Source organism: Burkholderia sp. HI4860 (assembly GCF_002223045.2).
GTDB lineage: Bacteria > Pseudomonadota > Gammaproteobacteria > Burkholderiales > Burkholderiaceae > Burkholderia.
This window is the reverse complement of record NZ_NKFO02000004.1, coordinates 211,810-234,337: the sequence shown is the minus strand read 5'-3', so window position 1 is coordinate 234,337 and position 22,528 is coordinate 211,810. Positions and strand designations below refer to the sequence as shown.

Here is a 22,528-nt window from a genome sequence, read left to right as displayed (position 1 = left end):
TCCAGACTGATCACGTTCGCCGAAACGATTGATCACCATCGCCGAAATCCGCAGCGAGCTCGCCAGAACGATCGACCGCCATTTCGGCTCGTATGCGAAATTCAAGGCGCAACTCGTCGCTGCGACCATTGCCACCGAGGCCTCGGGCTGGGGTGTCGTCGGCTATCTGCCGGCGACCGGCAAGCTCATGATCCTGCAGTGCGAGAACCACCAGAAACTCACCGCGTGGGGCATCCAGCCGATTCTGGTGCTCGACGTGTTCGAGCATGCCTACTACCTGAAGTACCAGAACCGCCGCAACGAATACGTCAACCAGCTGTTCAGCATCCTCAACTGGGACAACGCAGCGTTGAGACTGCAGGCCGCAATGCAGTCGCACGCCCTGGCCTGACAAGGGGGGCGGTACAAGGCCGCATGCAGGCCCGAATGTGGAGACATTGATGCCCCCTGTCCGTGCACCCCTGTCGGACCTGCTGTGGCCGCCGGGCATCGATCGCAGCGCGCGGCTGTTGCTCGCGGCGCGAGGTTTGCGCGGAGTCTGTGATGGTTTCGTTGCGGTACTGCTGCCCGCGTATCTTCTCGCCCTCGGCTTCGAGCAACTCACGGTCGGCCTGATTGGCACGGCCACATTGCTGGGATCAGCTCTCGCCACGATCCTGGTCGGCGTGACCAGCGTCCGCTACCCGCACCGCCCGCTGCTGCTGTTCGCCGCGGCCTTGATGGGCGCGACAGGGCTTGCGTTCGGCTGCCTCTCAACCCTGTGGCCGTTGCTCGTGGTGGCCTTTATCGGCACCCTCAATCCCAGTTCAGGGGACGTCAGTCTTTTTCTGCCGCTGGAACACGCACGCCTCGCCGAAGCGTCGCACCCCGATTCCCGGACAGCGCTGTTCGCGCGTTACAGCCTCGTGGGCGGGCTGTCGGCGGCGCTCGGCTCGCTGCTCGCAGCTTTGCCGCAATGGTTCGCGGTGCGCTCCGGCATGTCCGGACTGTTCGCCATGCGCGCGATGTTCGTCGTCTACGCGCTGACGGGCAGCGTGGTCTTCCTGCTGTATCTGGGTTTGCCAAAGGAGACAGTGCACGCCGCGAAGGCGCACGTGCCACTGGGTCCATCGCGCGCGATTGTGACGCGTCTGGCGCTCCTGTTCAGCGTCGATGCGTTCGCCGGCGGCCTGCTTGTCAACTCGCTGCTGACGCTGTGGCTGATCCAGCGCTTCGGACTTTCGCTGGCTGCGGCCGGGCAGTTTTTCTTCTGGTCGGGGCTGCTCAGTGCCGGCTCGCTGCTTGCCGCGGCGCCGATCGCGCGCAGGATCGGGTTACTCAACACGATGGTGTTCACCCACATCCCGTCGAGCGTGTGCCTGATTGCCGCGGCATTGACGGCATCCCTGCCGCTGACCCTGACGTTGCTGCTCCTGCGCAGTGCACTTTCCCGGCTGGATGTGCCGACGCGTAGCGCCTACGTGATGGCCGTCGTGACGCCCGCTGAGCGGCCTGCTGCCGCGAGCTTCACGGCTGTGCCGCGCAGCCTTGCCGCGGCCGTGGCGCCGTCGATTGCCGCAGCGATGCTCGCAGCCGGATGGCTTGCTGCGCCGCTGATCGCGTGCGGGACGCTCAAGATTGCCTACGATCTCGCCGTGCTTGCCGCCTTCCGCCATATCCGGCCGGATGGAGGCGCGCCATGATTCGCGGCAGTTCATTGTGTGGGCAACTTGCGGCGAGGGTCGCCATGGTCGTCTGGTTCGCGGTGATCGCCGGGGCGGCACAGGGTGCGTCGCGCACGGTTCGGATGACCCGGCCATCGATACCCTGCCACTGAAGCTGATCGGCGATGTGCCACTACCCGGCTGCGCGTCGCGGTTCGACTACGAGAGCTACGACCCGCAGCGGCACCTGCTGTTCATCGCTCATCTGGGCGACGGCGAAGTCGTCGTTTTCGACACGCTCGCTTCGCGCGTTGTCGCGCGCATTCCGGGTGTGTCCGCCGTACATGGTGTGCTGGCTGTTCCGGCGCTGTCCCGTGTCTACGCCTCGGCCACCGGCACGAACAAGATCGTCGCGATCGACGCGGACACGCTGAAGATTGTCGCGAGGACGCCCGGTGGCGTCTATCCCGATGGGATGGCCTGGGTGCCTGACGTTCAGAAGCTTTACGTATCGGACGAAACCGGCGAGACAGAGACCGTGATCGACGGCTCGACGAACCGGCGCGTCGCGACCGTGTCCCTCGGCGGTGAAGTGGGGAACACGCAGTACGATCCAGTATCGCGGCACGTTTTCGTCAATGTGCAGTCGCGACGCCAACTGGTGGAGATCGATCCCCGCACCGACACCGTGGTCGCCCGCACTGAGCTGCCTGGCGCGCGGGGCAATCACGGTCTGCTGATCGTGCCGGAATTCCGTCTGGCATTGATTGCCTGCGAGGACAACGATCGTCTGCTAGTGCTCGACATGCGCACAATGAAGGAGATCGCGGCGTTCGATGTCGGCGGCACGCCGGACGTGCTGGCGTACGATCCGGCGCTGCGCACGGTCTATGTCGCGGGCGAGGCGGGCGTGGTGTCCATGTTCCACGTGGACACTTCGCACGTGGTGAAAATCGGGGATGGCCGTGTGGGACCGGATGCCCACGTCGTCAGTGTCGACGCAGCATCACACGATGCCTGGTTTGCGCTCAAGGACGTCGATGGACATCCCGTGTTACGGATCATGGCGCCGCGATGAGGGACAGGCGCGGAGCGCAGTTTAGATTGCCGCATGAGGCGCATCGCGATCGAGTTTTGCCTGGCGCAGGAACCTTTCGTTGAGGATCTGGGTGGCGACGGTAGCCGCCCCGCCAGCCAAGGATCACCAGACGCCGAGCTTGATTTTCTCTCGAATCGCCTTACGGCCGACGTTGATAGGCACGCCCTCCAATGGCTCGGCCTTGCCACGCGGGCGGCCCCTCCCATTTCGGCGTAATTCCCGCTTCAGACAGCTTCGCCAGCGCATCAAACTTCGCAGCAAGTGGCAACACAGGTTCCCATCCGCAATGTTCAATGATTGCCTGGGCCGCGTAATGGCCAACGCCAGACAAGATCACGGCTTCTCTCGCCGGCGCGGCGTCGCCCCGTGCGCTCATCAGTGCGTATGCCCACCACAGTCGCCGCGCCCTGAAGTGCCACGTGGATTCCCGGTTATCCGTGACCCGCGTTAGCGTGTCGGGATATCGCTCGCGTTGCCGGGGCGTGTCGGCAATGCGCACCGGAAGAACCGCGAGTAATCGCTCCTTTGTCACCTGTTGCGGCTTTCCCGGCCTAGCGAGCATCGCAACGGCGGCCTCGTCGACGAGTGCGGCGAAGCGCTCGTCGTCCGGAGATACGGTTTTCGCTGCGGACTGACCACCGCCCACTCTATCTGCTGCCGAAATCGAGAGGGTCTCCTGTATCCACTCCCGGTCATGCTCGTAGAGCCACGAGGTGACACGATATACCTTGCGCCACAGATCCTGGATGGTCGTTTGCGGGTTTCTTCTCAGCTCGTCCCGTATTCGACGCCGGTGCGCTATACGCGGCATCGACACCGCCGCCCCCTCAAGTGTCGGGCCTTCCTCAACTGTCCTGGTGCGTCTAATCGCAGTCTCTTCCTGGGACACACGCTGCAGGCTCAATGCAAGTTCGTCCCGCGTACCAAACAGATACATCGCGAGCAACAGGTGCCGCGTAATCGGCATATCGCATACCGTGCTGTTGCCCGGTGCAAAGCGTATCCAGAAGCTCATCCGCTTCGCGGCGAACGCCGGATCCACTGCAGAGAGGAACGTTTCGCCCAGTTCTTCAATCAGGTGTTCCTGGAACGCTTTCGCCTGTAGCCTTGCCCCCCATTTGAAGCCTAGCTCTCGAATGCGGTTCTGGTACGCCACGCGCAGGCGAAAGGGGTCCACCCGGCCCAGGGGACGGTTAAGCAGATCGCGAGCAAAGCGCGCGTATTGCAGCGGGATCGGTGAGCCTGCCATGCCATCATCTTCCGCCGCAGTCACCTGCCAGCCACAGCGGCAAGCTAGCCACGGTTGGCGTAGTAGTCGCTGGCGAAACTGGAAAGGCCGGTGGCACTGCGGGCAACTCGAAAGCAGGCGCGCGCCATGCCGCCAACACATGCTCACGCCCGGGACGTGGTGCGCCCGGTGCCAGTACCCCATCCCGAACGCATGAATGTCCTCTTCAACGCAGGCCGGGCAGAGATGCGCTTCGCCGTAGAGGCCGACAACACGACGTGGTAACCGGCTCATCATCGCTCCAACGTCAGCCGTCAGCGGCTGCAACACGCCGTCCAGAAACGGCTCGAAAAGCGGCCACAGGGTGTTGCCTGCCAGAAGCGTTTGCAGGGCTGCCTGCGAGCCGTCGTTCACACGATCCGCAAGCCGCATGAGGGATGGCGGTACGATTTGCTCGAGCGAAAACGGCGCACTGTCGAACAGGTCAAGAAAGGTGTCGCTCTCCACCCGGTTGCCCGACAGCACATGATGTCGGGCAACGCGCGACTGGATGGTCTCGTCAGGTAAAGACGGGACAAAGAACAGCAGATTCCGCATCGGCACTAGCAATCGGCATATGCCGTGGAGAATTCCAGCGCGTCTGCCTGCAGCCATCCGGCATCGCGCAGGGCGACAAACGGTGCATCGCATTCAACGAGGCGCCGGGCTTCGGAAGGAACCGGAACTCCCGATTGCTTTACACCGGTCGATGGAATTCCGCTCGTTACCGCGATGGGGGACAAGGATGCCTCAGCGTTTCCGGCGGGAGGACGCCGCATGTCCTGAAGCATCGCCAGGCGCGACGAAACGCGCGCATCCCCATCGATCGCTCCCATCATCGCGGCAATCTGGCTGTCGGGTGGAAGCAGATCCTCGAACTTCGACATGCGCTTCGTGTCACCGCTTCGCAACGCGTCGAGCGCCGGCTTAAGCAACTGCATCCTGGTGTCGGCAATCGTACGCAACAGCTTGAGCGTCAGCCGCTCTTCACCCGTGTGAATCGCGTGTCGCTGGGCGAGCACGAGCAGTTTGATCAGAAAGTCCGTCACCCCTTGAGTTAGATCGTACAGCACCTTCCGAAGCTCGTCCGTCAGGGGTTCGACATGACGAACCCACTGGTATTGCCACGCGGCATCGACTAGCAGTGCCCACGCCGGATCATCGCGCTTCGGTTGCCGGAAGTCGCTCAGCCCCAGACCTGTGGCGCGTCGCGCATTACGCATCACGTCGGAGAATAGTTCGATCATGGAATTGGTCCCCACAAACACGACCGGAATGCCGATGCTGTTGATGAGGTTGACGAAGAAATTAAGCATGTTCTCCTTGCCGCCCGTCTTTGCAACCCGCAGATGCTGCAATTCGTCGATGATCAACACGCCGACGAAATGGGTACTCGCGATCTGCTCGATCTGATGGACGAGTTGGACAATGCCCCGGATCGAACGATAGCGTCTGGCATACCGTTCCTCTCCGATGGCCCGGTCGAGAGCGCGAAAGAACGCGTGGCATAACCCGGTAAGCGAACCGTCGAATGGACATTCGATCTTCAGCCACGGGATCTGGACCTGAACCAGTTCCTGCCTCCGGTATTGCCGGTGGCGAATCGCCTGCGGGTAGAGTCGCAGGATGGACTCCAGTGCCGTCGATTTGCCGATCCCGCTCAAGCCCACGACACTCAGCGTGGAAGCCGTCGAACGGAAGCCGCTTTCTTTTGCCTGACCGAGGGCAAGCGAATACACGTGCCGCCACGTCGACTGCGACAGGGGATTGCGGCCGACATAGCCGCTGCGTATCAAAGCGGACAACGCCGACTCAAGTTCCAGATGAATCGGGAGTGGCTGAACCAGGTGCAGCAACCGGTCGATACAGTGCAGGCGGACTTCCTTCGACAGCCCGGTTTCGCCGCCGGGCTCATCGGGAAACAGCGCCATGCAAGCCGCGGCGTCCGCTTCCGAGCGGATCGGCGGCAATGCCTCAATGAGGGGATTGCCCTGATATTGCGCAATGGGCGAATCGGCATATTCGGCGGCAACGAGTATTCCGGCAGGCGTCATGACCTCGTCCCCTTGTCGCGTAGTCGTCCAAGCAGGCTTAACACTTCGCCGCCGCGCTCGCCAGCATAAGCCTCGGCCACACTCGACGAAGCCGGCGTGGTTACGGGCACATCCACCGCATGCTGATCGGGGCCCGGCAACGTCACCGGGCGTTGCCGCTCGGCTGCCTTTTCGAACGCCCGATGCCTTTTGATGTCCGCTGCCTGGTTGCTGACCGGCACTGGCGCGACCGGCTGCGCCGCTCGCTTGTCCATCTGGGCCTGTCCAACTACCGCACCAATATGCGCGTCCAGGCGGATCCTGTCGTTGAGCGCCGCATATGTGCTTTCGCCTGTCGGCGATCCAGTCATTTTGAGCATGTCCAGCACTTCCTCCAGCCGGCGTTGTGCGACCCGCTCCTCCGAAGCGAGCAGGTCACAGCGCACAAAGTTGCGCTTGCTGTCCTGGAGCCACACGTGCGTCGTATCATTCGGGTCGTACCAGACGGTTACGGTGCGGCGCCCGTCTCTGCGCGCCCTCGCAAACCAGTTTTGCTCAATCGCGTAGGCGCACGTGTAGTACATGCCCTTGAAGCAGATCCCACCGCGCTGGATCGAGGCGCTTTCGCGTGGCAGCAGATGCAGATACACGAGGTCATGAGGTTGCGTATTGGGAGTTGCCAGCCCATTTTCCATCCCCCAACGCCACAGATTGATGGGCGATGGTTCGAGTTCCTCGTGAATCATGTCCGTTGTGAGCCGGTCCGGTCGGCGGCTGTGGTGGTTGTAATGCAGCACGCTGCTGATCATGATGTTGGTGAACTCCGCCAGATCGAGGACGGCATCCAGGCGGTAATCGCGCTGGCCGCGCTCGGCAATCCGCTCCCTGACTGCGCCCGGGATCCAGTGGATCTGCGACGTCTTGTTCAGCAGGCGAAACCGGCTCTCCACGATCGCCTTCCAGTCGGGCCGGAACGGTGGCGCGATCGCTATATCAATGCCCAGCCCAGCCACAAGGCCCTCGGCCGCCTGCCCGAGCATTTCGCCCCGGTCGGCCATCAGTTCGTGCGGAAGATGGTGCGAGGGCCACGCGGACGACTCAATCTCGATGCCGTACGTGCGGCAAAACGCGACCTTGTCGGTGAACGCGTTAAACAGCGCGTGACGGGCGCCGTTCCAGCCCGGTCCTTCCAGGCCAACAAAGATACCGACGATCATGGTCGAAAACACGTCGACGACGACGTAAATCACAGGACGACCGATCACCCAGTTCCGGTTGTACCGGCTCACGAGATAAATGTCGGCGATCGTCGCATCGATTTCGAAGCGGTGACAGGGGCCATACACCCCGTCGCCAGCGCGTCCCGTCAGCCCGCGATGATCTTTCTGCCAGCGCCGCTCGCCCGCACGCGAGCGCTGGACGGTCAGATCGTCAAACGCCTTTTTCCCCCAGTAGCTGAACTGCCGCAGACTCGGCAACTGGTCTAGCGGCTTGAGCGTGAGATCGTCCGTCGATGTGCCGGGTACAACGTGTTCCTCGACGTAGAATCGTCTCAAGGTGCGATGGTAAGCGTCCGTCACGGACGCCACTTCGTTGTTCTTGAAGAGGGAGTACCCGATCCTGATAAAGCTCTTGTCGTCCTCGCCAAGAATCTTTCCGCAATGTGCGCCGCGCGTCGCGGAATGCCTCGGCGGACGCCCGGGGCGCTTGCCGGCAGCGAACACGCGAGCCTTACCAGGTGCTCCGACGTTCTCGTAGTTCGGCAACAATGCATTGCGAATTTGCCCGAACGTCCAGTATCGATAGAGAAGGCGGTACAGGGTCTTGCGTTGCGCCCCTGTCGCTTCGGCATGCAGCGCGACGAGCGCGCCCATCGCGCGTCCCTCGAAAATTTCACCCGGTACTGCCGTGTCGACCAGACGAGCAATGCGCTCCCAGTTGCGATCCCGTATTTCCCGTTCGCCCTTCGGGATATCCTCTTCAACCTGAAGCATATAGGCCGGCAACCGGAACTGACTGGGCCGGACGTCGCCGCGCCGGAACCACATGCGAACATCCTCACTCGCGACGACCCACGGCTTCCTTGGCGTCTCCGCTATCGTAATCAACGTGGTCTTTGCAGCCGCTTCGTCGATCCAGAGAATACGGGCGATCCCTTCAAACGGTAGCTGATCAGACAGTGCTTCGATAACCGTATTGGGCAATGCAATCGTATTGGCCATGTCACGCCGCCCGCTTTATGGGCGCCGCACCACTCGCCATGACCTGAATCTTAGGTGCTTGCGATGTCAACAACATCGGCGTCCTGAGATCAACCAGGAGTACCTTGTGCCAGATCAGATACTTGAAAAGCTTGACGGCATCCGGATAAGGCATGCGCAGCCGATAGCTGACCGTGCGCAGAAGCGACGACAGGGTCCGGTCATGGCTTCCGGCATCCCCAATGCCCTCAACGAACCGGGCGCGTAGCTCATCACTTTGCATGTCTCGCTCGATCTGCGCGCTGCCGCGAAGCCAGATGAGATTTCTGGCGAGCACGGGATCCACGCTCTGCTCGGTGACGATCTGCCAGTCAACCCCGCGCTGCAACCACCAGGCTCTCTCGAGCTCGAGCTTTTCCAGAGTGCGCAGGAGCCTGTTCCCTGACGACAGTTCGTCCGCGTATTTCACGGTACGAGCGTATTCACGCGCCAAACCGTCGTCTGTCCTGACGGTGACGACGAAATCGGTCGTCATCACGAACGGCACCGTTGTTTGAGCATAACGCGGATATCGAATGCCACGCTGCGTCGCGACATCCTGGATCGGCGAAACTGGGAGCAACGGGAACTGCTCCCGGATATCGATCACGCGCTCGGAGAATTCGAGTACCACAAGGTACGCGTATTCGAGATCGGAGAGCACGTGGTGGACGCGCCCAGTCTTGAGGCCCTTAACCTTTCGAGAACGGCCACGCGATGGCACGTCCTGTACGCGAAGCCACGGCTTGTAGTCCACACCGGAACCCTGTCCGTAGCCTTGCGCCACGTACCTGTCGATGTCGTTCTGCGTCTTGAAACGTCGCCCTCGCATATCCGCCCGGTCGAACAAAATCGTGCAGTATAGCGAGGCATTCGTTTGTGTCAAACTCTATTGTTTTGTGTCAAGAACTATTGTCTTGTGTCGAGCTCTATTGTCGGTTCACAACGCCCAGATCGAGAACTTTCTTCCGGGTTCCGGCCATGGCGTTTTCCTATGCTCGCAGGCGCATCGCTCGCGCCGCGTCTCGAATACGCGTGGCCGCCCGGCGCGGCGTATCGTTGATGCACGTCCAGTCGTGATGCCACCACGCAATCAGGTCCGCCGCGATGCTGATCGTTCGTGCTGCGACGACGTCGCGAATTTCGTCGGCTACCTCATCCCACCAGGCCGCGCCTTCGCCGTCGCCGGCCCGCGAGTCGATTGCTTGACGGTAGATCGCCTTAGCAGCGTCGAGCGTGATCGTCATCGCGTTTTCCTATTCCGTTTCTTGACGCGCAAGTCGGATCTTCGCGGCCGCATCGAGCAGCTGCTGCGCGAGCGCTTCCGACTCGTCCGCCGTGGCGAGGATCCGGAAGTGGTGTTCGCTGTCGAGCTGGCCCACGACATCGAGTTCGATCACTTGATGGTCCTCCCACGCGAACACGCGTGCCCTGGCGTGGACCGACGCGTCGCCGCGGCCTTTGGTGTAGCGGGCGGTTGTTTTCATCAAGGCTCCGTCAAAACCCGTACTGATCGTCGCCCCAGCGACGCAGCACCTGGTAATCATGTTCGGGCAGCACGATCAGCCCCGCCTCGGCCGCCTCGAGCACGCGCTCCATCTGCCCGCTCAGGATCAGGTTGCCGTGCAGACCGTAGAAATACCAGGCGAAGCGATGGCCGATGCGCTCGTCGAACTGCATCAGCTTCCCGTACAGGCTGTACACGTCCAGCTTCGCGGTGTTCTTCAGCGCCGCGATCTTGCGCGTGTGAGTCCAGCGCGGTATGAAGTCCATCTCCCGGCCGATACGTGGATCGGTGTTGTCCTGGGTGATGAAAACCCACCGCTGACAAATGCGCTCGCCCGCCTGGCCGGCGCTTGACGCAGCCCAGTCGTCGAAGAAGCGGCGGCCGCGCCATTGTTGGTTGTCGTAGCCCGGCGTGAGCTCGCGCACACTGACCACCCGCGATTCGCCCGTGTCGAGGTTCCGCTCGACCAACTGCCGATCGCCGTCGCGCTGCCGGCGCTCGTTATAAGTCGTCTCGGCGAGCGCCGCAAAGTGCTTCATGTCGATCACCGCCTCGAGCCGATAGCGCGGCGAGCCGAGCGTGCGCCGCTCGAACCGTTCGACCGGCATGTCGTGCCAGCCGGAGCGCAATTCATGCACATCCGGCGAGCGCCACGGCGTGCTGCGCGGAAACACCTCGCGCTCGACGAATTCCTGTTCTTCCCAGATTTCGAGCTGCACGAAATTGTCCTGGTCACCGCCGCGGTCGAATACGAAGTAGTGCAACAGCGGCTGGACGTCGACCAGTAGATAGCCGGAATCCCGGTGCGCGAGCAACACGTCCTCCACCGAGCCGCCGTGCACGTCGAGCTGGCCGTCGATCCACGCGTGATAGTCGGCTGCGATCTCGCGGCCGTCGGCATCGATCACGCGGGCGGGCCGTTCAGAGAACTCGTCGCGTGTGACCGCGTAGCGCGCGCCGCGATAGTCGGTGCGGGTCGCAAACGTCGTCAGCAGCGCGGCGTGCTTCGACGTGACCGGGGTCGCCGCGACGATCGTCGCGAGCACGTCGGTCTGCAGTTCGTATTCCTTGCGCATCGCAGGGTTCCTATTAGACATGGGTTTGAATACGAGTCAGGCCATCAGCCGGACGAGCGCATCCCTGGCACTTCGGACTGCATCTGCCGCGGCGGGATGTTGAGCGATGCGATGTCCAGGCAGATCAGCACGGCGAGTCGCTTGCAATCGGCCAAATAGGCCGCCTCATCTGCCCCGTGGAAGTCTCTGGCGAGCACCTTCCACATCGACAACACGCCAAGCGCCGCGCGCCATGCGCTCGCCGCGCGGCTCCGGTCATTCGCCACACGATGTGCTTCGGCGATCGCAAGGTACTCGACCATCTCCTGCTCGGCACGCGCGGTGATTCGTTCGTAGGTCAGTTTTGACATGACGGGATCTCCTGATCGTTTCAGCGCCTCGGCGCGCGCTGCTCGAGGTGGATCACGTTCGACCGCGCGAAGGTCACGCGCTCGCCGATGAAGAAGCCGCGGTATTCCTCCCCGGCGCCGGCAGCACCGACGAACTCGGTGACGATCGCGCCGTAGCTGTCCTCGTCGACCAAGCCGTCGTGCACCCGATCCAGGCACACCGTCGCGCGCAGTAGCGGGCCGTCGACCGGCTGTAGCTCAACCACGTCGCCGCGCTCGATCGTCCTGCGCTTGACGTCGCGGTCAGGATTCCAGTCCCGCTCGAAGTCCTCGTGGCGCTCAAAATCGCTCGGATAGCGATAGCCCCACGACCGGCGCAGCAGCAACCACGCGGCGATCGGCATCGGCGCCTGGCCGGCCTCCCAGCGCTGGACCTGGCGCTCCTTCACGCCGAGCAGCGCGGCCGCCTGCGCCTGGGTGCGCCGGCCGCGCTGCCGCATCGCCCTGATCTCGTCGGGCGTCGGCCCGCCGTCGTACGGCGCGACTTCGAGCGTCACACCGCCGTCCCACTCCAGCGTGACCGGCTCGTAGCACTTCGCGCAGGTGGCGGCCGCGCCGTCGTAGCTGTCGTCCGGGTGATGGACCTCGCCGCGTTGGCCGCAGGCTCGGCAGCGATACACGTACAGCACGGACATGATGCCTCCTGAACAGAACCCGTCTTAAAGACGTATAAACCAGCATAGCACGTCTTAAAGACGTGTCAAGCCACTTTGATAAACCGCCCTTTCGGGTATTCGTGCATTAAACGCAATGCCGATAAGGGGAGTTATCGGCATTGACGGCACGCCATAAAAACCCGGCCGCAGCCGGGTTCGGCGTCGTTCAGGACCGCAGGATCAGGTACGCGGCCATGAACGGCAGGTTCGCCGCGGCGATCGCCGCCAGCGGGTGAACCAGCCCGTAGCTGGCCGGCCACAGCGCCGACAGCCCGCGGTCAACGGCCGCCAGCGCGATCAGCGCCCCTCCGGCCGCTACGCCCCTGCCCCACCCGCTTTCCTCGAACTGCCATGCTGTCACGTTCATTGCCGAGATCCTCTGCATTCACCCGGTGGATTCCATCGTGCCGGCCACTCACGCAGCGGGCTCACCGTCCGGCAGTTCGGGATCCGGCAGGAACGACACCTGGCCGGGCGGGATGACAAAGCTCGGCAACCAGTCGTCCAGGGCCGTACACACGCGCTCGTAGGCCGCGTCGAGCCCGGAACCCTCCGGTGCGTTCGGCGCGTCCGGAAACAGGCGCCGGCCGGTCTCGATCATGTCGTCGCAGGGGAAGCCGTACCGCCCCTTCTGCAGCATGGTCCACAGCGCGTCGTAGCGCTCGGCCTCGAGGGACATCAGGCCGACCGACATCGCATCCGCGATCCGGAATTTCATGTAGCCGATGCACCACTCGAGGAACATCTGCTGGACAGCCGTCATCGGCGTTGTCACTTCGCCATCTCCTTCGCCACGCCCACGTATCGCAGAACGGCGATCGGCATACCTGGTTCGCCCGGCGGTCGGCCGGCGCTCAGTGCTCGCCCCGGGACGCGTAGACCGTGCACACAATGCACGCGGCGAACGTTACTCCCGCCGGTACGCTCCAGCCGAGCGCGAGGCACCCGACAGTCAATGAAAAGGCAAAAACCGCCGCACCGCCGAATCCGTTCATCCCCGCTCCTATTCTGTTCTCAGGCGCGCTGTCGTGCGTCGGTGGCGCCCATCGTACCGCCGGCGGCCGCCACGCCGCGTTACGTCGCCGGCCGCAGCCAGTTTTCGACCGGCAGCCCCGCGATACGGGTGAATTCAGCCGTGTTGTCCGTGACCAGCACGGCGTCGACGGCCAGCGCATGCGCGGCGATCAGCATGTCGTTGGCGTCGATCAACTGGCCTTGCTTCTCGAGCTCGGCCCGCAACCGCCCGTAGCAGCGGTCCGCGTCCGGTTGCAGCGGCAACACGGTCAGGCTTGCGAGCAGCTGCTCGACGCGCTGCGCGAGCGTTGACGAGCCACGCTTCCAGACGCCGAACCGCAATTCCGCGGCCACGATGATCGAGGTGCACACTTGTTCGGGCGGCGTTTCTCCAATCCGGGTGGCGCATGCGCCGCGCGGGTCGCGGATCACGTTCGACAAAATGTTGGTATCGAGCAGGTACAGCGTCATTCGATATCGACCGGTTCAGGCGGAAGGTCCTCGATGTCCGGGAAGATCTCGTCCAGCGGGGTCCATTGGGCGAACAGCTCGCGCAAGGGCGCGGCCTCTACGGGCTCAATGATCAAGCGGCGACCTTCCCGGTGGATGGTGACCTCCGACACCGGCAGTTCGAATTCGCGCGGGATCCGCACGGCCTGGCTCCGCCCGTTGCGGAACAGGCGCGCGTGGCGGGTGTCATGGTTTGGCATCGGGGTAGCTCCAATTCAAACAGAATGGCATATGCCACAGCATATACAAACCGACGCGAGTTCGCAACGCGCTCAGCGCACCGATTGATCGGTCTTACTGCTTGGAGGGCAATCTCTTGCTGCTGTGGGGGCGTTTCGGCGCGCGCGGGTCTTCGCGAGTCACGCTCCGTGCAGGCTTGTCGGCGCGCCGCCCACGAAACGACGGATGACGCAACTGTCCGGTCGGCGTCCACTCGAGAAACGCTACTTCGGCAACGAGTTCCGGCTTCAGCCAGTGGAACTCGCGATCGGCTTCGGGTTCCGGCGCGCGGACGAACGGCGAGCGCTTGCGGCCTAAGGATGCAAGGCGGTCTTCGAATTCCCGTGCCTGGCGGGGCGCGAAGCGCGGCGCGACGTGCCCGACGTACCGCAGTTGTCCGCCCTCCTCGTACACGCCGAGCAGAACCGCTCGCACGCCCCCGGCGGCGCCCTTACGGCGCGAAAATCCCCCAATGACGAACTCCTGGCGTTTACTGCATTTGAGTTTGATCCAGCGGTCCGTTCTTCCCGAGCGATACGGCGCGTCCACCCGCTTGCCCATGATTCCCTCTAGACCAAGGGCACACGCCGAGGCCAGCATGGCGTCGGGGTCGGCATCGACCGCCTCAGAGAAGCGCACCTCGTTGCCGAGAATATCGGCAACGAGCTTCGTTAGCGTGGCTCGGCGTTCACGCCACCTCCACGGCCGGAGATCATTGTTGTTAAGCCACATCAGGTCGAAGACGACAAGCGAAATCCCTGCAGTTCGACGTCTATCAAACGCATTCTGCAGGCCGTTGAAGTTTGGCCGCCCTTCTGTATCGAACCAGACGGCCTCCGCGTCAAGCCACGCACGGTCGACCGGCAATCGTTCAAGGACGGACCTCAGGTGCGGTAGTCGGGCGGTCCAGTCGTGGCCGTTCCTAGTGAAGATTCGAACGTCACCAGCGTCGATACGCGCGAGCATCCGGTAGCCGTCGAATTTGATCTCATATCCCCACTCTCCCGACGTTGGAGGTTCTGCAGCAAGCACGGCCAGCGACGGCTCGATGAATTCCGGCATGCGTTCATTTTTGGCTACTGGCGTCCGGGCACGGATGCCGAGCTCACTTGTCCACCGCCCCATATGCCCTCCTCGCTTTGCAGGTATGCGGGCAATCTATATGCCTGTTGCATGGGGCGCCTGACTAGGCCAGGCCGATCTTGGCTCGAGCCAAGATCGAGCCGTCCAGAGGGTGAATGAACTGTTCTGGATCGGCGGGAATCGTAGCCACCCCAATCTCAGTGAGTTGCTTCCGCGAATCTTGGCTCGAGCCAAAACTATTTAAAAGTGTGGTTCATGGCGAATCATCCAACATGGGATCTCCGATCTTGGCTCGGGCCAAGTCGGTAGCATTTTCGCTCCGAATCGTTGTTACTTGACCACATTTTGTAAAGATCACAAAAAAATATAGTTATTTGATTGACTTATTTTGACTGAGGAATAAAACTCCGAGCGTTGAAACAAACACTTTCCAGTGGAGGTGAAATGGTCATCACGATTGGGGCGGAAAAAGGAGGTGTTGCTAAAACGCGGTTAGCAACGCACATAGCAGCCCTGGCTGCCGCGGAAGACGTGGATGTCGTTCTTCTGGATACTGATAAACAGGGCTCTGCGATGAGTTGGTCGCGAATCCGAAATGAGGAGGGCGTTACACCAGCCATTCCAGTGCTCGCTCTCCCGGCTAATCCGGCCCGGGAACTCGCAAACCTCGCCAACAAGTACACCCTCGTCGTGGTGGACATCGGCGCGCAGAACTATCGGACGATGCTTGAATGTGCACTGTTATCCGATCTCGTGCTGGTCCCTTGTGGGCCAGATCAACAAGAAGTGGAGTCGACCTTGAATGTCTTCGCGACCCTTAAAGAAATGGGGCCGCGGCATGAAAGCGGTGAGATCCCCGCGTACGTTGTGCTCACTCGGGTGTCGCCGGTTGAAGGATCGAAGGCGACTGCGGAATTGCGGGCATATTTGAAAAGCGAAGACATTCGACTTTTCGAATCACAGATTCCGCAGAGAGAAGCTTGGCGTGCGACGGGCAAGACTGGCCGGGCCGTTCATGAGCTGAAGGGCCGTGATCGATCGAAGAAGGCGATCGACGAGATGGAGGCGGTCTATCGGGAAATCATCGAACGGATCAACGGTACGGAGGTCAAGTAATGGCTACTTTTAAGAAAAAATCAGTAGCGGTCGAGCGAGTCGCGGCGGTGGAGGATGCCGCTTCGTTGGCTCCCATTGTGGGCGATCCCCGCATGGCGCCGCCGGTGGCAACTATCTCGCAGCTTCGGGGAGGCGAAGTTGGCTCGAGCCAAGAGCCTACCAGATATGAGATCGGGCAAACGTATGAAGTTCCGATTGGCAAAATTAAATCAAATTCTGTCAATCCGAGAGCCATCTATACAGCTTCTGCTGTATCAGAGATGGCGGAGTCGCTAGCGGCGCGGGGGCAAGGCCAGTCGGCGAGTGCGTATGTCGATGAAGTGGGGGACATCGTGCTCATTGACGGAGAGAGGCGCCTTCGCGGGGCTCGAACGGCCGGGCTCCCGACGTTGCGGGTGGAGATTCGTCCGAAACCAGCGAGTGAGCGGGAACTGTATGAAGAAGCACGCGCTGCCAACGTGGAGCGTAAGGATCAAAGCCCGCTCGATGACGCGCTCAAATGGAAAGAGCTGCTTTCGCGGAAGATTTATCCGACACAAGTGGCTCTGGCCAAAGCGCTCAATCTCGGGGAAGACCATGTGAGTCGGACTCTGTCGCTCGCTCAATTGCCGAGCAAGATCGTTCAAGCCGCCGCCGAGTATCCGGAACTTCTCTCTCTCAAAATGCTGAACGCAATTCGAGAGTTCTGGGAAGTGAAAGGGGAAGAAGAGACCCTCGAATTGATCTTCGATGCTGCTAAGACCGGGATCGGGTACCGCGATGTCGCCGCTCGCAGAAAGGCTGCGGCAAAAGGGACGGTTAAGCGGCCGCGGTCTACGCGCGAGCAACTGTCCTTCCGTGGAGCGAAGGGGGAGTTCAAGTCGTTCGAGGAAGATGGCCGGATCGAGTTGAAGCTGAAGGGTTTGGCGCCGGACGTCGCGGCAGAGATCACCGAAAAGATCTTGGCTCTCTTTCCGAAGGAATAGCGCGACTGTTAGACCGTGAAGGGAGTTGGGGTCGATATCGGGGTGTCCCCTGGATGACGCTGGAGAACATTGCTCACGTGACCGAGCAAAAACGACTATCGGTTATGCAGCGATGGAAGCCAGCGTCGCCTAGTCGTTTGGACTCGTCTCTGGAGCGATGGAGGGTGACGTTCTTCCAGCGATGCTCTATATGCGGCGGGCATCTGCGTGAGAGTGTGTACTCACCTTGTAGCGCTGCCGCTTGACGGTATTGTCTCGTTCTTCCAGCGATGCTGATAGGGCGGGGGTCGTCTCTCCAGCGATGGTCGAGAGGACTACTTTCTCCAGCATTGTCGTTCTTCCAGCGATGGTTTGCCGCTCCGACGCGACTCTGTTGGCGCGGAGGTATCGTGCTTACAACGATGGATCGGTCGATTAGAAAAAGATTAAAAGAAGATTAGGCTCTGTGGACAACAGAGGTAGGCGATTGATTACAAAGGTGTTTTTTGTAAGGCTCGCTCGCTGGAAGAACGATAGTGCCATCGCTGGCGATACGAGTGGTGCCTCGCTGGAGGCACGATTGACCTCGTTGCAGGCACGATAGGGGCTTCACGCTGGAGGAACGAGGAACATCGCTGCAGTGACGAATGCACCGTGATACCTCGCTGGAGGCACGATAGTCCCGTAGTTTTTTTGTTGAACCATCGCTGGAGAGACGAGACAAGGGTCTTGATGGCGAAATTCACGTACTTATACTTCTCGCATGGCAAATTCCATCGTCGACCAGGTGAAAGCGATCGCAGCCCGCGCTAGCAGCGCGGGTGTGGAAACGCAATCCCATCCGACACAGATTCCACTGTGGCCGGCGAACGTTCGTGGGATGCCAAACGCGCTCGCGCGCTCGGCACTGTTCAACGTGAACAAATCGAATGCGCCGCGTAGCCGAATGGAGAAGGCGCTGATCGCTAGCGTTGATGGCGTCGAAATTTCGTTTAGCGGGGAAGAGCTTAGACAGGACGACGCGGACGTCTTTCTTGAAGTGCTTCACCTGGCCCGTGATACTCAGCTGAACGAGAAGGTGGAATTCACAGGCTACAGCGTGTTGAAGTCGCTTGGCTGGGGCACGTCGGTAAAGTGTTACGACAGGCTCGTGACAACGCTGGAGCGGTTGCAAGCGGGGCAAGTTAAGGTTCGCTTCACGGGCAACAAAAAGGGGTTTGTCGGGTCGTTGATCCGTAAATTCCTGTGGAAGGAAGGCACCGAGACGGGAACTGACGGCAAGACGCGGTGGGTGGCGTACGTCGAACCGGAAATCGTCGCGCTTTTCTCTGACGACGACTACACGCGGCTGGCGCGTGAGCAGCGTCAGCGGCTGCGATATGAGTTGTCAAAATGGTTGCATACGTACTACCACACCCATGCAGTGCCTTTCGCGCATTCCGTACGTTTCCTTCATCGTCAATGCGGTTCGCAGACGAAAGAGTTGTTCCACTTTCGCGCGAACTTGAAGAAGGCGCTCGACGAACTCGTGAAAGAGGGCTTCTTGGTCAGCTGGACGATTGACAAGAACGACCTGGTGCATGTCGTGCGTGCGTCGTCGCGTGGCGCGATTGCGGCCTGAAAATGAGGCGGTGTTCGCCGGCCAACGACGCGCCTTGTAGTTTGGTGATGATCGACTAGCAAAACTCCCGCGACGTCGTCGGCAGGGCACCGAGCAATTCGGTCCTGTCGACGAGCTTGCTAGCGATCGGGTGACACACTTTCCCTTCGGCGTGCCAAACGCCGTACACGGCCAGCAACGCGGCGCCGAGCGCCTCCTTCCGAAACTTCTCCAGCAGTCCGGAAGAGGGTCACGTTGACCTGGCCCGCCTCGTCCTCGAGCGTCATGAAGAGCACGCCGTTCGCCGTGCCCGGCCGCTGCCGTACCGTTACCAGTCCGTACGCACGCGCTGCCCGCTGCCCAGCGTTGCCAGCTGCTCGCTCGACTGCAGGGGTGTACCGAAATATGGTCAGGTTGGCGCGAAGCGTTCCAGCAACCATCTGCCAGCAGGGCCGGGCAAGCGATCAGTGAGATAGGTTGCCTGGAAAGGCATTAAACCTGCCGAAGGCCCTTCCAATACGATACGCACCAAGCGTCCTTCCTTCAGGTCTTCTTTGATAAGCCAGAGCGGCATGTGCCCCCATCCGAGTCCCGCGCGCAAGAAAGCGTGCTTCGCGCCGAGATCGGCGAGCCGCCAAATATTCTTTCCCTGCACTCCGAAGTCGACGCCGTGAGTCAGGGTAGAGCGGTCGGTGAGGACGAGTTGTGTTTCATTCAACAACTCCCGGAACACGATAGCGCCCCGTTTACCGGCTAGGGGCGATCCTGGGGCCACTACCGTGACCATTTCCTCGCTGAACAGCCGCTCGGCAGCAAGTCCAGGGGGAAGGAACGGCAGCGTCCCGGTTATACCGAGACTGCACTGACCATTGAGCACAAGTTCCGCCACCCGACCCAACGCCTCGACATGGAGCCTGAGCGGCGTGGACGGGAAGCGTTGCTTAAAGCTGCTCAAAGCATCGGTCAGGCATTGCTGCGGAAACATGACATCGACGACGATGGAGAGTTCGGGCTCTAGGCCGGCGGAGAAGCTTCGGGCCTTGGCCTTCAGGGCGTCGGCATCCAGCACGACGCGGCGCGCATCCACCAGCAGGTTCTCTCCGTGTGCCGTCAAGCGGGGGTAGCGGCCGACGCGTTCGAACAAGGTGACGCCGAGCTGCGCTTCCAAATTGGCAATGGTCTGGCTCACTACCGATTGCGCGCGGCTGATCGCTCGGCCCGCCGCCGAAAAACTGCCCTCGTCTGCTGCAGCGACGAAGGTACGCAAGTGATCGAGGGAAACACCGTCCAGCAATGTATCTTTTCCGTAGATGGTTTGTATCGAATAATATAGGCTTCTCAGGTGGATGGATAGACCCTACGCTGCATGGCAAAGGAGTCTTCCATGTCACAGAATATTTTTGTCATTGGCGCCTCAGGATTTGTGGGAAGCACCCTTGCAAGACATTTCGTTGCGCAAGGGCAAGAGGTGTCAGGGCTCGCGCGTTCCAGCCACGCAGAATCTGCTCTGCGGGCCGTCGGCGTCCAGCCCGTGCACGGAGATCTCGACACCGATCTCGCACCGGTACTGGCTGCAGCTTGCTCGGCTAACGTCATTGTCTATGCCGCCCAGGTCGCTTTTGAGCGCGAGCCGGCTGTTATCCGGAGGCTATGCGACGCGCTTGCCGGCAGCGCGAAGACTTTGATCTTTCTTTCAGGAAGCGGTGTCTTCATGCAGCGAACGGGCGGTGCGTGGAGCCCGGACAGCTTCGCGGAGGATGATTCCTTCGTGCCGGAGCCTTTGGCACTTCTCAGGGTCGAGGCGGAAGAAATCGTCCGCGCTGCCGCTCGGCGTGAGTTGCGCAGCATGGTGATCCGGCCACCGCTAATCTGGGGCCCGGGGGACAACGGCCCGGTAGCCCAAGTGTATCGCTCGGTCGCGCTCACAGGGGCGGCCTGCTACATCGGGTCCGGGCTTGCCGCCTATTCCAACGTGCACGGCGACGACCTGGCACGCCTGTTCTCACTGGCCATCGAACGCGGGCAACCCGGCGCGCTGTACCACGCTGCTGCCGGCGAAATTGCTTACGGATGGATTGCCGAAGCCGTGGCGCGTGACCTGGGCGTCAAGACGCGCAGCCTGTCGATGGACGAGGCCGTCAAAGTATTCGGCCCCTTCGGCGCACTGATTCACTCGGCGTGTAGCCGCTCACGCGATCCGCGAACTCGGGGTGAGCTGGGCTGGAAGCCTACCCGACTCGACCTTCTTTCCGAAATCGGTGAGCCGCGCCTGCGGGCGCTCGCGATTTCTTAACCCAACCAAGGAGCACATTCATGAAGACACATGACAACAAGATCGCCATCATCACTGGCGGCAAGCAGGGCATCGGTCGCGGCATCGCTAATCTTCTCGCACAACGCGGTGCTCAGGTGGTGATTGTTAATCGCGAGAAGGCCGACGAAGCCGCCATGGCGATCGGCCATGACGCCATTGCCATTGCAGCCGACGTGACGAGCGAAGACGGCTGGGCCGCAGTCGCCAGCCAAGTCGAACAGGCATTCGGGCGGGTCGACATCCTTGTCCATGCCGCAGGCATTTATCCCCTGGCGACACTCGACCAGATGACGCCTGCCGAATGGCGCCGCGTGATGGCGGTGAACCTCGATGCGCATGTGCTCGGCGCCCGTGCCATCGTGCCGCTAATGCGCAAGGCGGGCCGCGGTGCGATCGTCACGATCGGATCGGATGCTGTCGGCATGGTGACCCCGCCCGGTATGGGTTTCTCGCACTATTACGCATCCAAACTGGGCGCGATCGGCTTGGTACGTGCGCTCGCCAACGAACTGGCGGCCGACAACATTATCGTCAATGCGGTGCATCCCGGCATCACTGACACCGAAGGTGCCAGCGGCATGCCGAACGAGCAGAAGGCGCAAGTCTACATGCAGCAGGCCATCAAGCGACTCGGTACACCCGCTGACATCGCCGGCCCGGTGGCTTTCCTCACCAGTGACGATGCCCGCTTTGTCACGGGTCAGACGCTAGTGGTCGATGGTGGCTGGATGAGGCTATGACGGAAGAGGGGGAGCGGCCGGAAGAATACCGGATCGATTCTCGGTAGGGGCCACAGAGAGAGATCTCAACAAAATTCCCGCGATGTGGTCGGTAGGGCGCCGAGCAACTCAGTCCTGTCGACGAGCTTGCTCGCGATCAGGTGCCGCACTTTCCCCTCGGCCTGCCTAACACCGTAGACCGCGAGCAACGCGGCGCCGAGCGCCTCCTTCCGAAACTTCTCCAGCAGTCCAGGCCACAGGATCACGTTGACCTGGCCCGTCTCGTCTTCGAGCGTCAAGAACAGCACGCCGTTCGCCGTGCCCGGCCGCTGCCGTACCGTGACCACTCCGCACGCGCGCGCGAGCTGCCCGCTGCGCAGCGTTGCGAGCTGCTCGGCAGACTGCAGGTGATCCAGCGCGAGGCGATCGCGCAGCTGCGCCAGCGGGTGCCGGCCGAGCGTGAAGCCCATCGCGCGATAGTCCGTCACGATCTCGTGACCCTCCGATGCCCGAGGCAATGCCGGCACCGCGTCGTCACATTCGGTGCCGCGCAGCAGATCTCGATCAGGCACGGCGGGGGCAGCCAGCCAGAGCGCGTCGCGTCGGTTATCGCCGGCGAGCGAGCGAAGTGCGTTCGCACCCGCGAGCACCTGCAGGTCGTGCCGATCGAGCTGCGCACGGCGCGCGAGGTCCGCGACGTCGACGAACGGGCGCGCTGCGCGTGCGAGCTCGATGCGGCCGGCGACGTCCTCGCGCATGCCGCGCAACAGCGAGAAGCCGAGACGCACGGGCGCCGACGTTGTCGGCCCTTCGATCGCCGAATCCAATGTGCTCCCGTCGATGTCGACACGGGAGCACCGCAGCGCCGCGGTGTCTTGCGTCCTGCGGTAGCTGCGAGGATATGCGAGAACCAATCGAACGGCGTGGGCCCCAGAGTACCGAACCCGAGCACGCGGCGCACGGCTCTAGACTAGGTACTGGACGAAGCCTCCGTTTGTTTGGGCGTATACCCTAGGGAAACGCTGATTTATTCGGCTCGGCGGTCATCGCAGACGTAGCCGAGGACGTTTAGAAGACAGCTCACGGAACGGACCCACGA

23 protein-coding genes and 2 pseudogenes are annotated in these 22,528 nt (G+C 61.8%); 8 read left to right on the top strand and 17 right to left on the bottom strand.

Annotated elements, in window-relative coordinates; genetic code table 11:
• The first annotated feature begins 28 nt into the window (after positions 1–28).
• Genes CFB34_RS34025 through CFB34_RS34015 form a run of 3 tightly spaced genes read left to right on the top strand, consistent with a single transcriptional unit; the run spans position 29 to position 2,721 of the window.
• Positions 29–391 (top strand): Fe-Mn family superoxide dismutase, encoded by a 363-nt coding sequence (locus tag CFB34_RS34025; protein ID WP_226233923.1) that lies wholly within the window; start codon positions 29–31, stop codon positions 389–391.
• Between the two features lie 49 nt (positions 392–440).
• Positions 441–1,682, top strand: coding sequence for an MFS transporter (locus CFB34_RS34020; RefSeq protein WP_046196987.1), 1,242 nt, complete (start codon positions 441–443; stop codon positions 1,680–1,682).
• Positions 1,639–2,721, top strand: a complete 1,083-nt coding sequence (locus tag CFB34_RS34015) for a YncE family protein (RefSeq protein WP_242808742.1) — start codon at positions 1,639–1,641, stop codon at positions 2,719–2,721. Before CFB34_RS34020 ends, CFB34_RS34015 begins: the two co-directional genes overlap by 44 nt.
• 160 nt (positions 2,722–2,881) lie before the next feature.
• Here CFB34_RS34015 and CFB34_RS34010 read toward each other — a convergent pair whose 3' ends face one another.
• The 14 genes from CFB34_RS34010 to ligD all read right to left on the bottom strand — a co-directional run bounded on the left by CFB34_RS34010 (position 2,882) and on the right by ligD (position 14,715).
• Entirely contained in the window at positions 2,882–4,567 is a 1,686-nt protein-coding gene (locus tag CFB34_RS34010) for a TniQ family protein (RefSeq protein ID WP_027813537.1), read from the bottom strand.
• Between the two features lie 5 nt (positions 4,568–4,572).
• The gene (locus tag CFB34_RS34005) at positions 4,573–6,063 is read right to left on the bottom strand and encodes an ATP-binding protein (protein WP_046196986.1); all 1,491 of its coding nucleotides are present in this window, start codon (positions 6,061–6,063) and stop codon (positions 4,573–4,575) included.
• Complete coding sequence (locus CFB34_RS34000) at positions 6,060–8,264, bottom strand: Mu transposase C-terminal domain-containing protein (protein WP_027813535.1); 2,205 nt, start codon at positions 8,262–8,264, stop codon at positions 6,060–6,062. The genes CFB34_RS34005 and CFB34_RS34000 overlap by 4 nt, the downstream gene beginning before the upstream one ends.
• 1 nt (position 8,265) lies before the next feature.
• Positions 8,266–9,069, bottom strand: a complete 804-nt coding sequence (locus tag CFB34_RS33995) for a TnsA endonuclease N-terminal domain-containing protein (RefSeq protein WP_226124231.1) — start codon at positions 9,067–9,069, stop codon at positions 8,266–8,268.
• A gap of 205 nt (positions 9,070–9,274) precedes the next feature.
• The gene (locus tag CFB34_RS33990; protein ID WP_046544062.1) at positions 9,275–9,529 is read right to left on the bottom strand and encodes a hypothetical protein; all 255 of its coding nucleotides are present in this window, start codon (positions 9,527–9,529) and stop codon (positions 9,275–9,277) included.
• Positions 9,530–9,538: 9 nt separating this feature from the next.
• A complete protein-coding gene (locus tag CFB34_RS33985) occupies positions 9,539–9,769 on the bottom strand; it encodes a hypothetical protein (protein WP_027813533.1) in 231 nt (76 codons plus the stop codon).
• A 10-nt stretch (positions 9,770–9,779) separates the two neighbouring features.
• A complete protein-coding gene (locus CFB34_RS33980) occupies positions 9,780–10,865 on the bottom strand; it encodes a hypothetical protein (protein ID WP_027813532.1) in 1,086 nt (361 codons plus the stop codon).
• A gap of 44 nt (positions 10,866–10,909) precedes the next feature.
• A complete protein-coding gene (locus tag CFB34_RS33975; RefSeq protein ID WP_027813531.1) occupies positions 10,910–11,215 on the bottom strand; it encodes a hypothetical protein in 306 nt (101 codons plus the stop codon).
• A 20-nt stretch (positions 11,216–11,235) separates the two neighbouring features.
• Positions 11,236–11,889, bottom strand: coding sequence for a helix-turn-helix domain-containing protein (locus CFB34_RS33970; protein ID WP_027813530.1), 654 nt, complete (start codon positions 11,887–11,889; stop codon positions 11,236–11,238).
• A 187-nt stretch (positions 11,890–12,076) separates the two neighbouring features.
• The gene (locus CFB34_RS33965; RefSeq protein ID WP_034176085.1) at positions 12,077–12,277 is read right to left on the bottom strand and encodes a hypothetical protein; all 201 of its coding nucleotides are present in this window, start codon (positions 12,275–12,277) and stop codon (positions 12,077–12,079) included.
• Positions 12,278–12,325: 48 nt separating this feature from the next.
• The gene (locus tag CFB34_RS33960; RefSeq protein WP_223274427.1) at positions 12,326–12,685 is read right to left on the bottom strand and encodes a hypothetical protein; all 360 of its coding nucleotides are present in this window, start codon (positions 12,683–12,685) and stop codon (positions 12,326–12,328) included.
• Positions 12,686–12,984: 299 nt separating this feature from the next.
• Positions 12,985–13,395 carry a type II toxin-antitoxin system VapC family toxin gene (locus CFB34_RS33955; protein ID WP_027813527.1) on the bottom strand — a complete coding sequence of 137 codons (411 nt, stop codon included), beginning with the start codon at positions 13,393–13,395 and terminating at the stop codon, positions 12,985–12,987.
• Complete coding sequence (locus tag CFB34_RS33950; RefSeq protein WP_027813526.1) at positions 13,392–13,634, bottom strand: AbrB/MazE/SpoVT family DNA-binding domain-containing protein; 243 nt, start codon at positions 13,632–13,634, stop codon at positions 13,392–13,394. The genes CFB34_RS33955 and CFB34_RS33950 overlap by 4 nt, the downstream gene beginning before the upstream one ends.
• A 94-nt stretch (positions 13,635–13,728) precedes the next feature.
• Positions 13,729–14,715, bottom strand: coding sequence for a non-homologous end-joining DNA ligase (ligD, locus tag CFB34_RS33945; protein ID WP_223274426.1), 987 nt, complete (start codon positions 14,713–14,715; stop codon positions 13,729–13,731).
• 465 nt (positions 14,716–15,180) lie between these two features.
• Between ligD and CFB34_RS33940 the strand changes: the two genes are divergently transcribed.
• From CFB34_RS33940 to trfA, 3 genes are all read left to right on the top strand, one after another.
• A complete protein-coding gene (locus CFB34_RS33940; protein WP_027813524.1) occupies positions 15,181–15,852 on the top strand; it encodes an AAA family ATPase in 672 nt (223 codons plus the stop codon).
• Positions 15,852–16,817: a ParB/RepB/Spo0J family partition protein gene (locus CFB34_RS33935; RefSeq protein ID WP_027813523.1), complete on the top strand. Its 966-nt coding sequence runs from the start codon at positions 15,852–15,854 to the stop codon at positions 16,815–16,817. The genes CFB34_RS33940 and CFB34_RS33935 overlap by 1 nt, the downstream gene beginning before the upstream one ends.
• A 742-nt stretch (positions 16,818–17,559) precedes the next feature.
• The gene (gene trfA / locus CFB34_RS33930; protein WP_027813522.1) at positions 17,560–18,417 is read left to right on the top strand and encodes a plasmid replication initiator TrfA; all 858 of its coding nucleotides are present in this window, start codon (positions 17,560–17,562) and stop codon (positions 18,415–18,417) included.
• A 55-nt stretch (positions 18,418–18,472) separates the two neighbouring features.
• Here the strand turns inward: trfA and CFB34_RS33925 are convergent.
• Both CFB34_RS33925 and CFB34_RS33920 read right to left on the bottom strand, forming a co-directional pair.
• A pseudogene (locus CFB34_RS33925) lies at positions 18,473–18,758 on the bottom strand (hypothetical protein); the annotation flags it as partial.
• 47 nt (positions 18,759–18,805) lie between these two features.
• Positions 18,806–19,690 carry a LysR family transcriptional regulator gene (locus CFB34_RS33920; protein ID WP_027813521.1) on the bottom strand — a complete coding sequence of 295 codons (885 nt, stop codon included), beginning with the start codon at positions 19,688–19,690 and terminating at the stop codon, positions 18,806–18,808.
• A 90-nt stretch (positions 19,691–19,780) separates the two neighbouring features.
• Here CFB34_RS33920 and CFB34_RS33915 point away from each other — a divergent pair, with 90 nt between their 5' ends.
• Positions 19,781–20,689, top strand: coding sequence for an NAD-dependent epimerase/dehydratase family protein (locus tag CFB34_RS33915; protein ID WP_027813520.1), 909 nt, complete (start codon positions 19,781–19,783; stop codon positions 20,687–20,689).
• A 20-nt stretch (positions 20,690–20,709) separates the two neighbouring features.
• Positions 20,710–21,450 (top strand): SDR family NAD(P)-dependent oxidoreductase, encoded by a 741-nt coding sequence (locus CFB34_RS33910; RefSeq protein WP_027813519.1) that lies wholly within the window; start codon positions 20,710–20,712, stop codon positions 21,448–21,450.
• A 65-nt stretch (positions 21,451–21,515) separates the two neighbouring features.
• Here the strand turns inward: CFB34_RS33910 and CFB34_RS33905 are convergent.
• A pseudogene (locus CFB34_RS33905) lies at positions 21,516–22,326 on the bottom strand (OB-fold nucleic acid binding domain-containing protein); the annotation flags it as partial.
• Positions 22,327–22,528 lie beyond the last annotated feature (202 nt).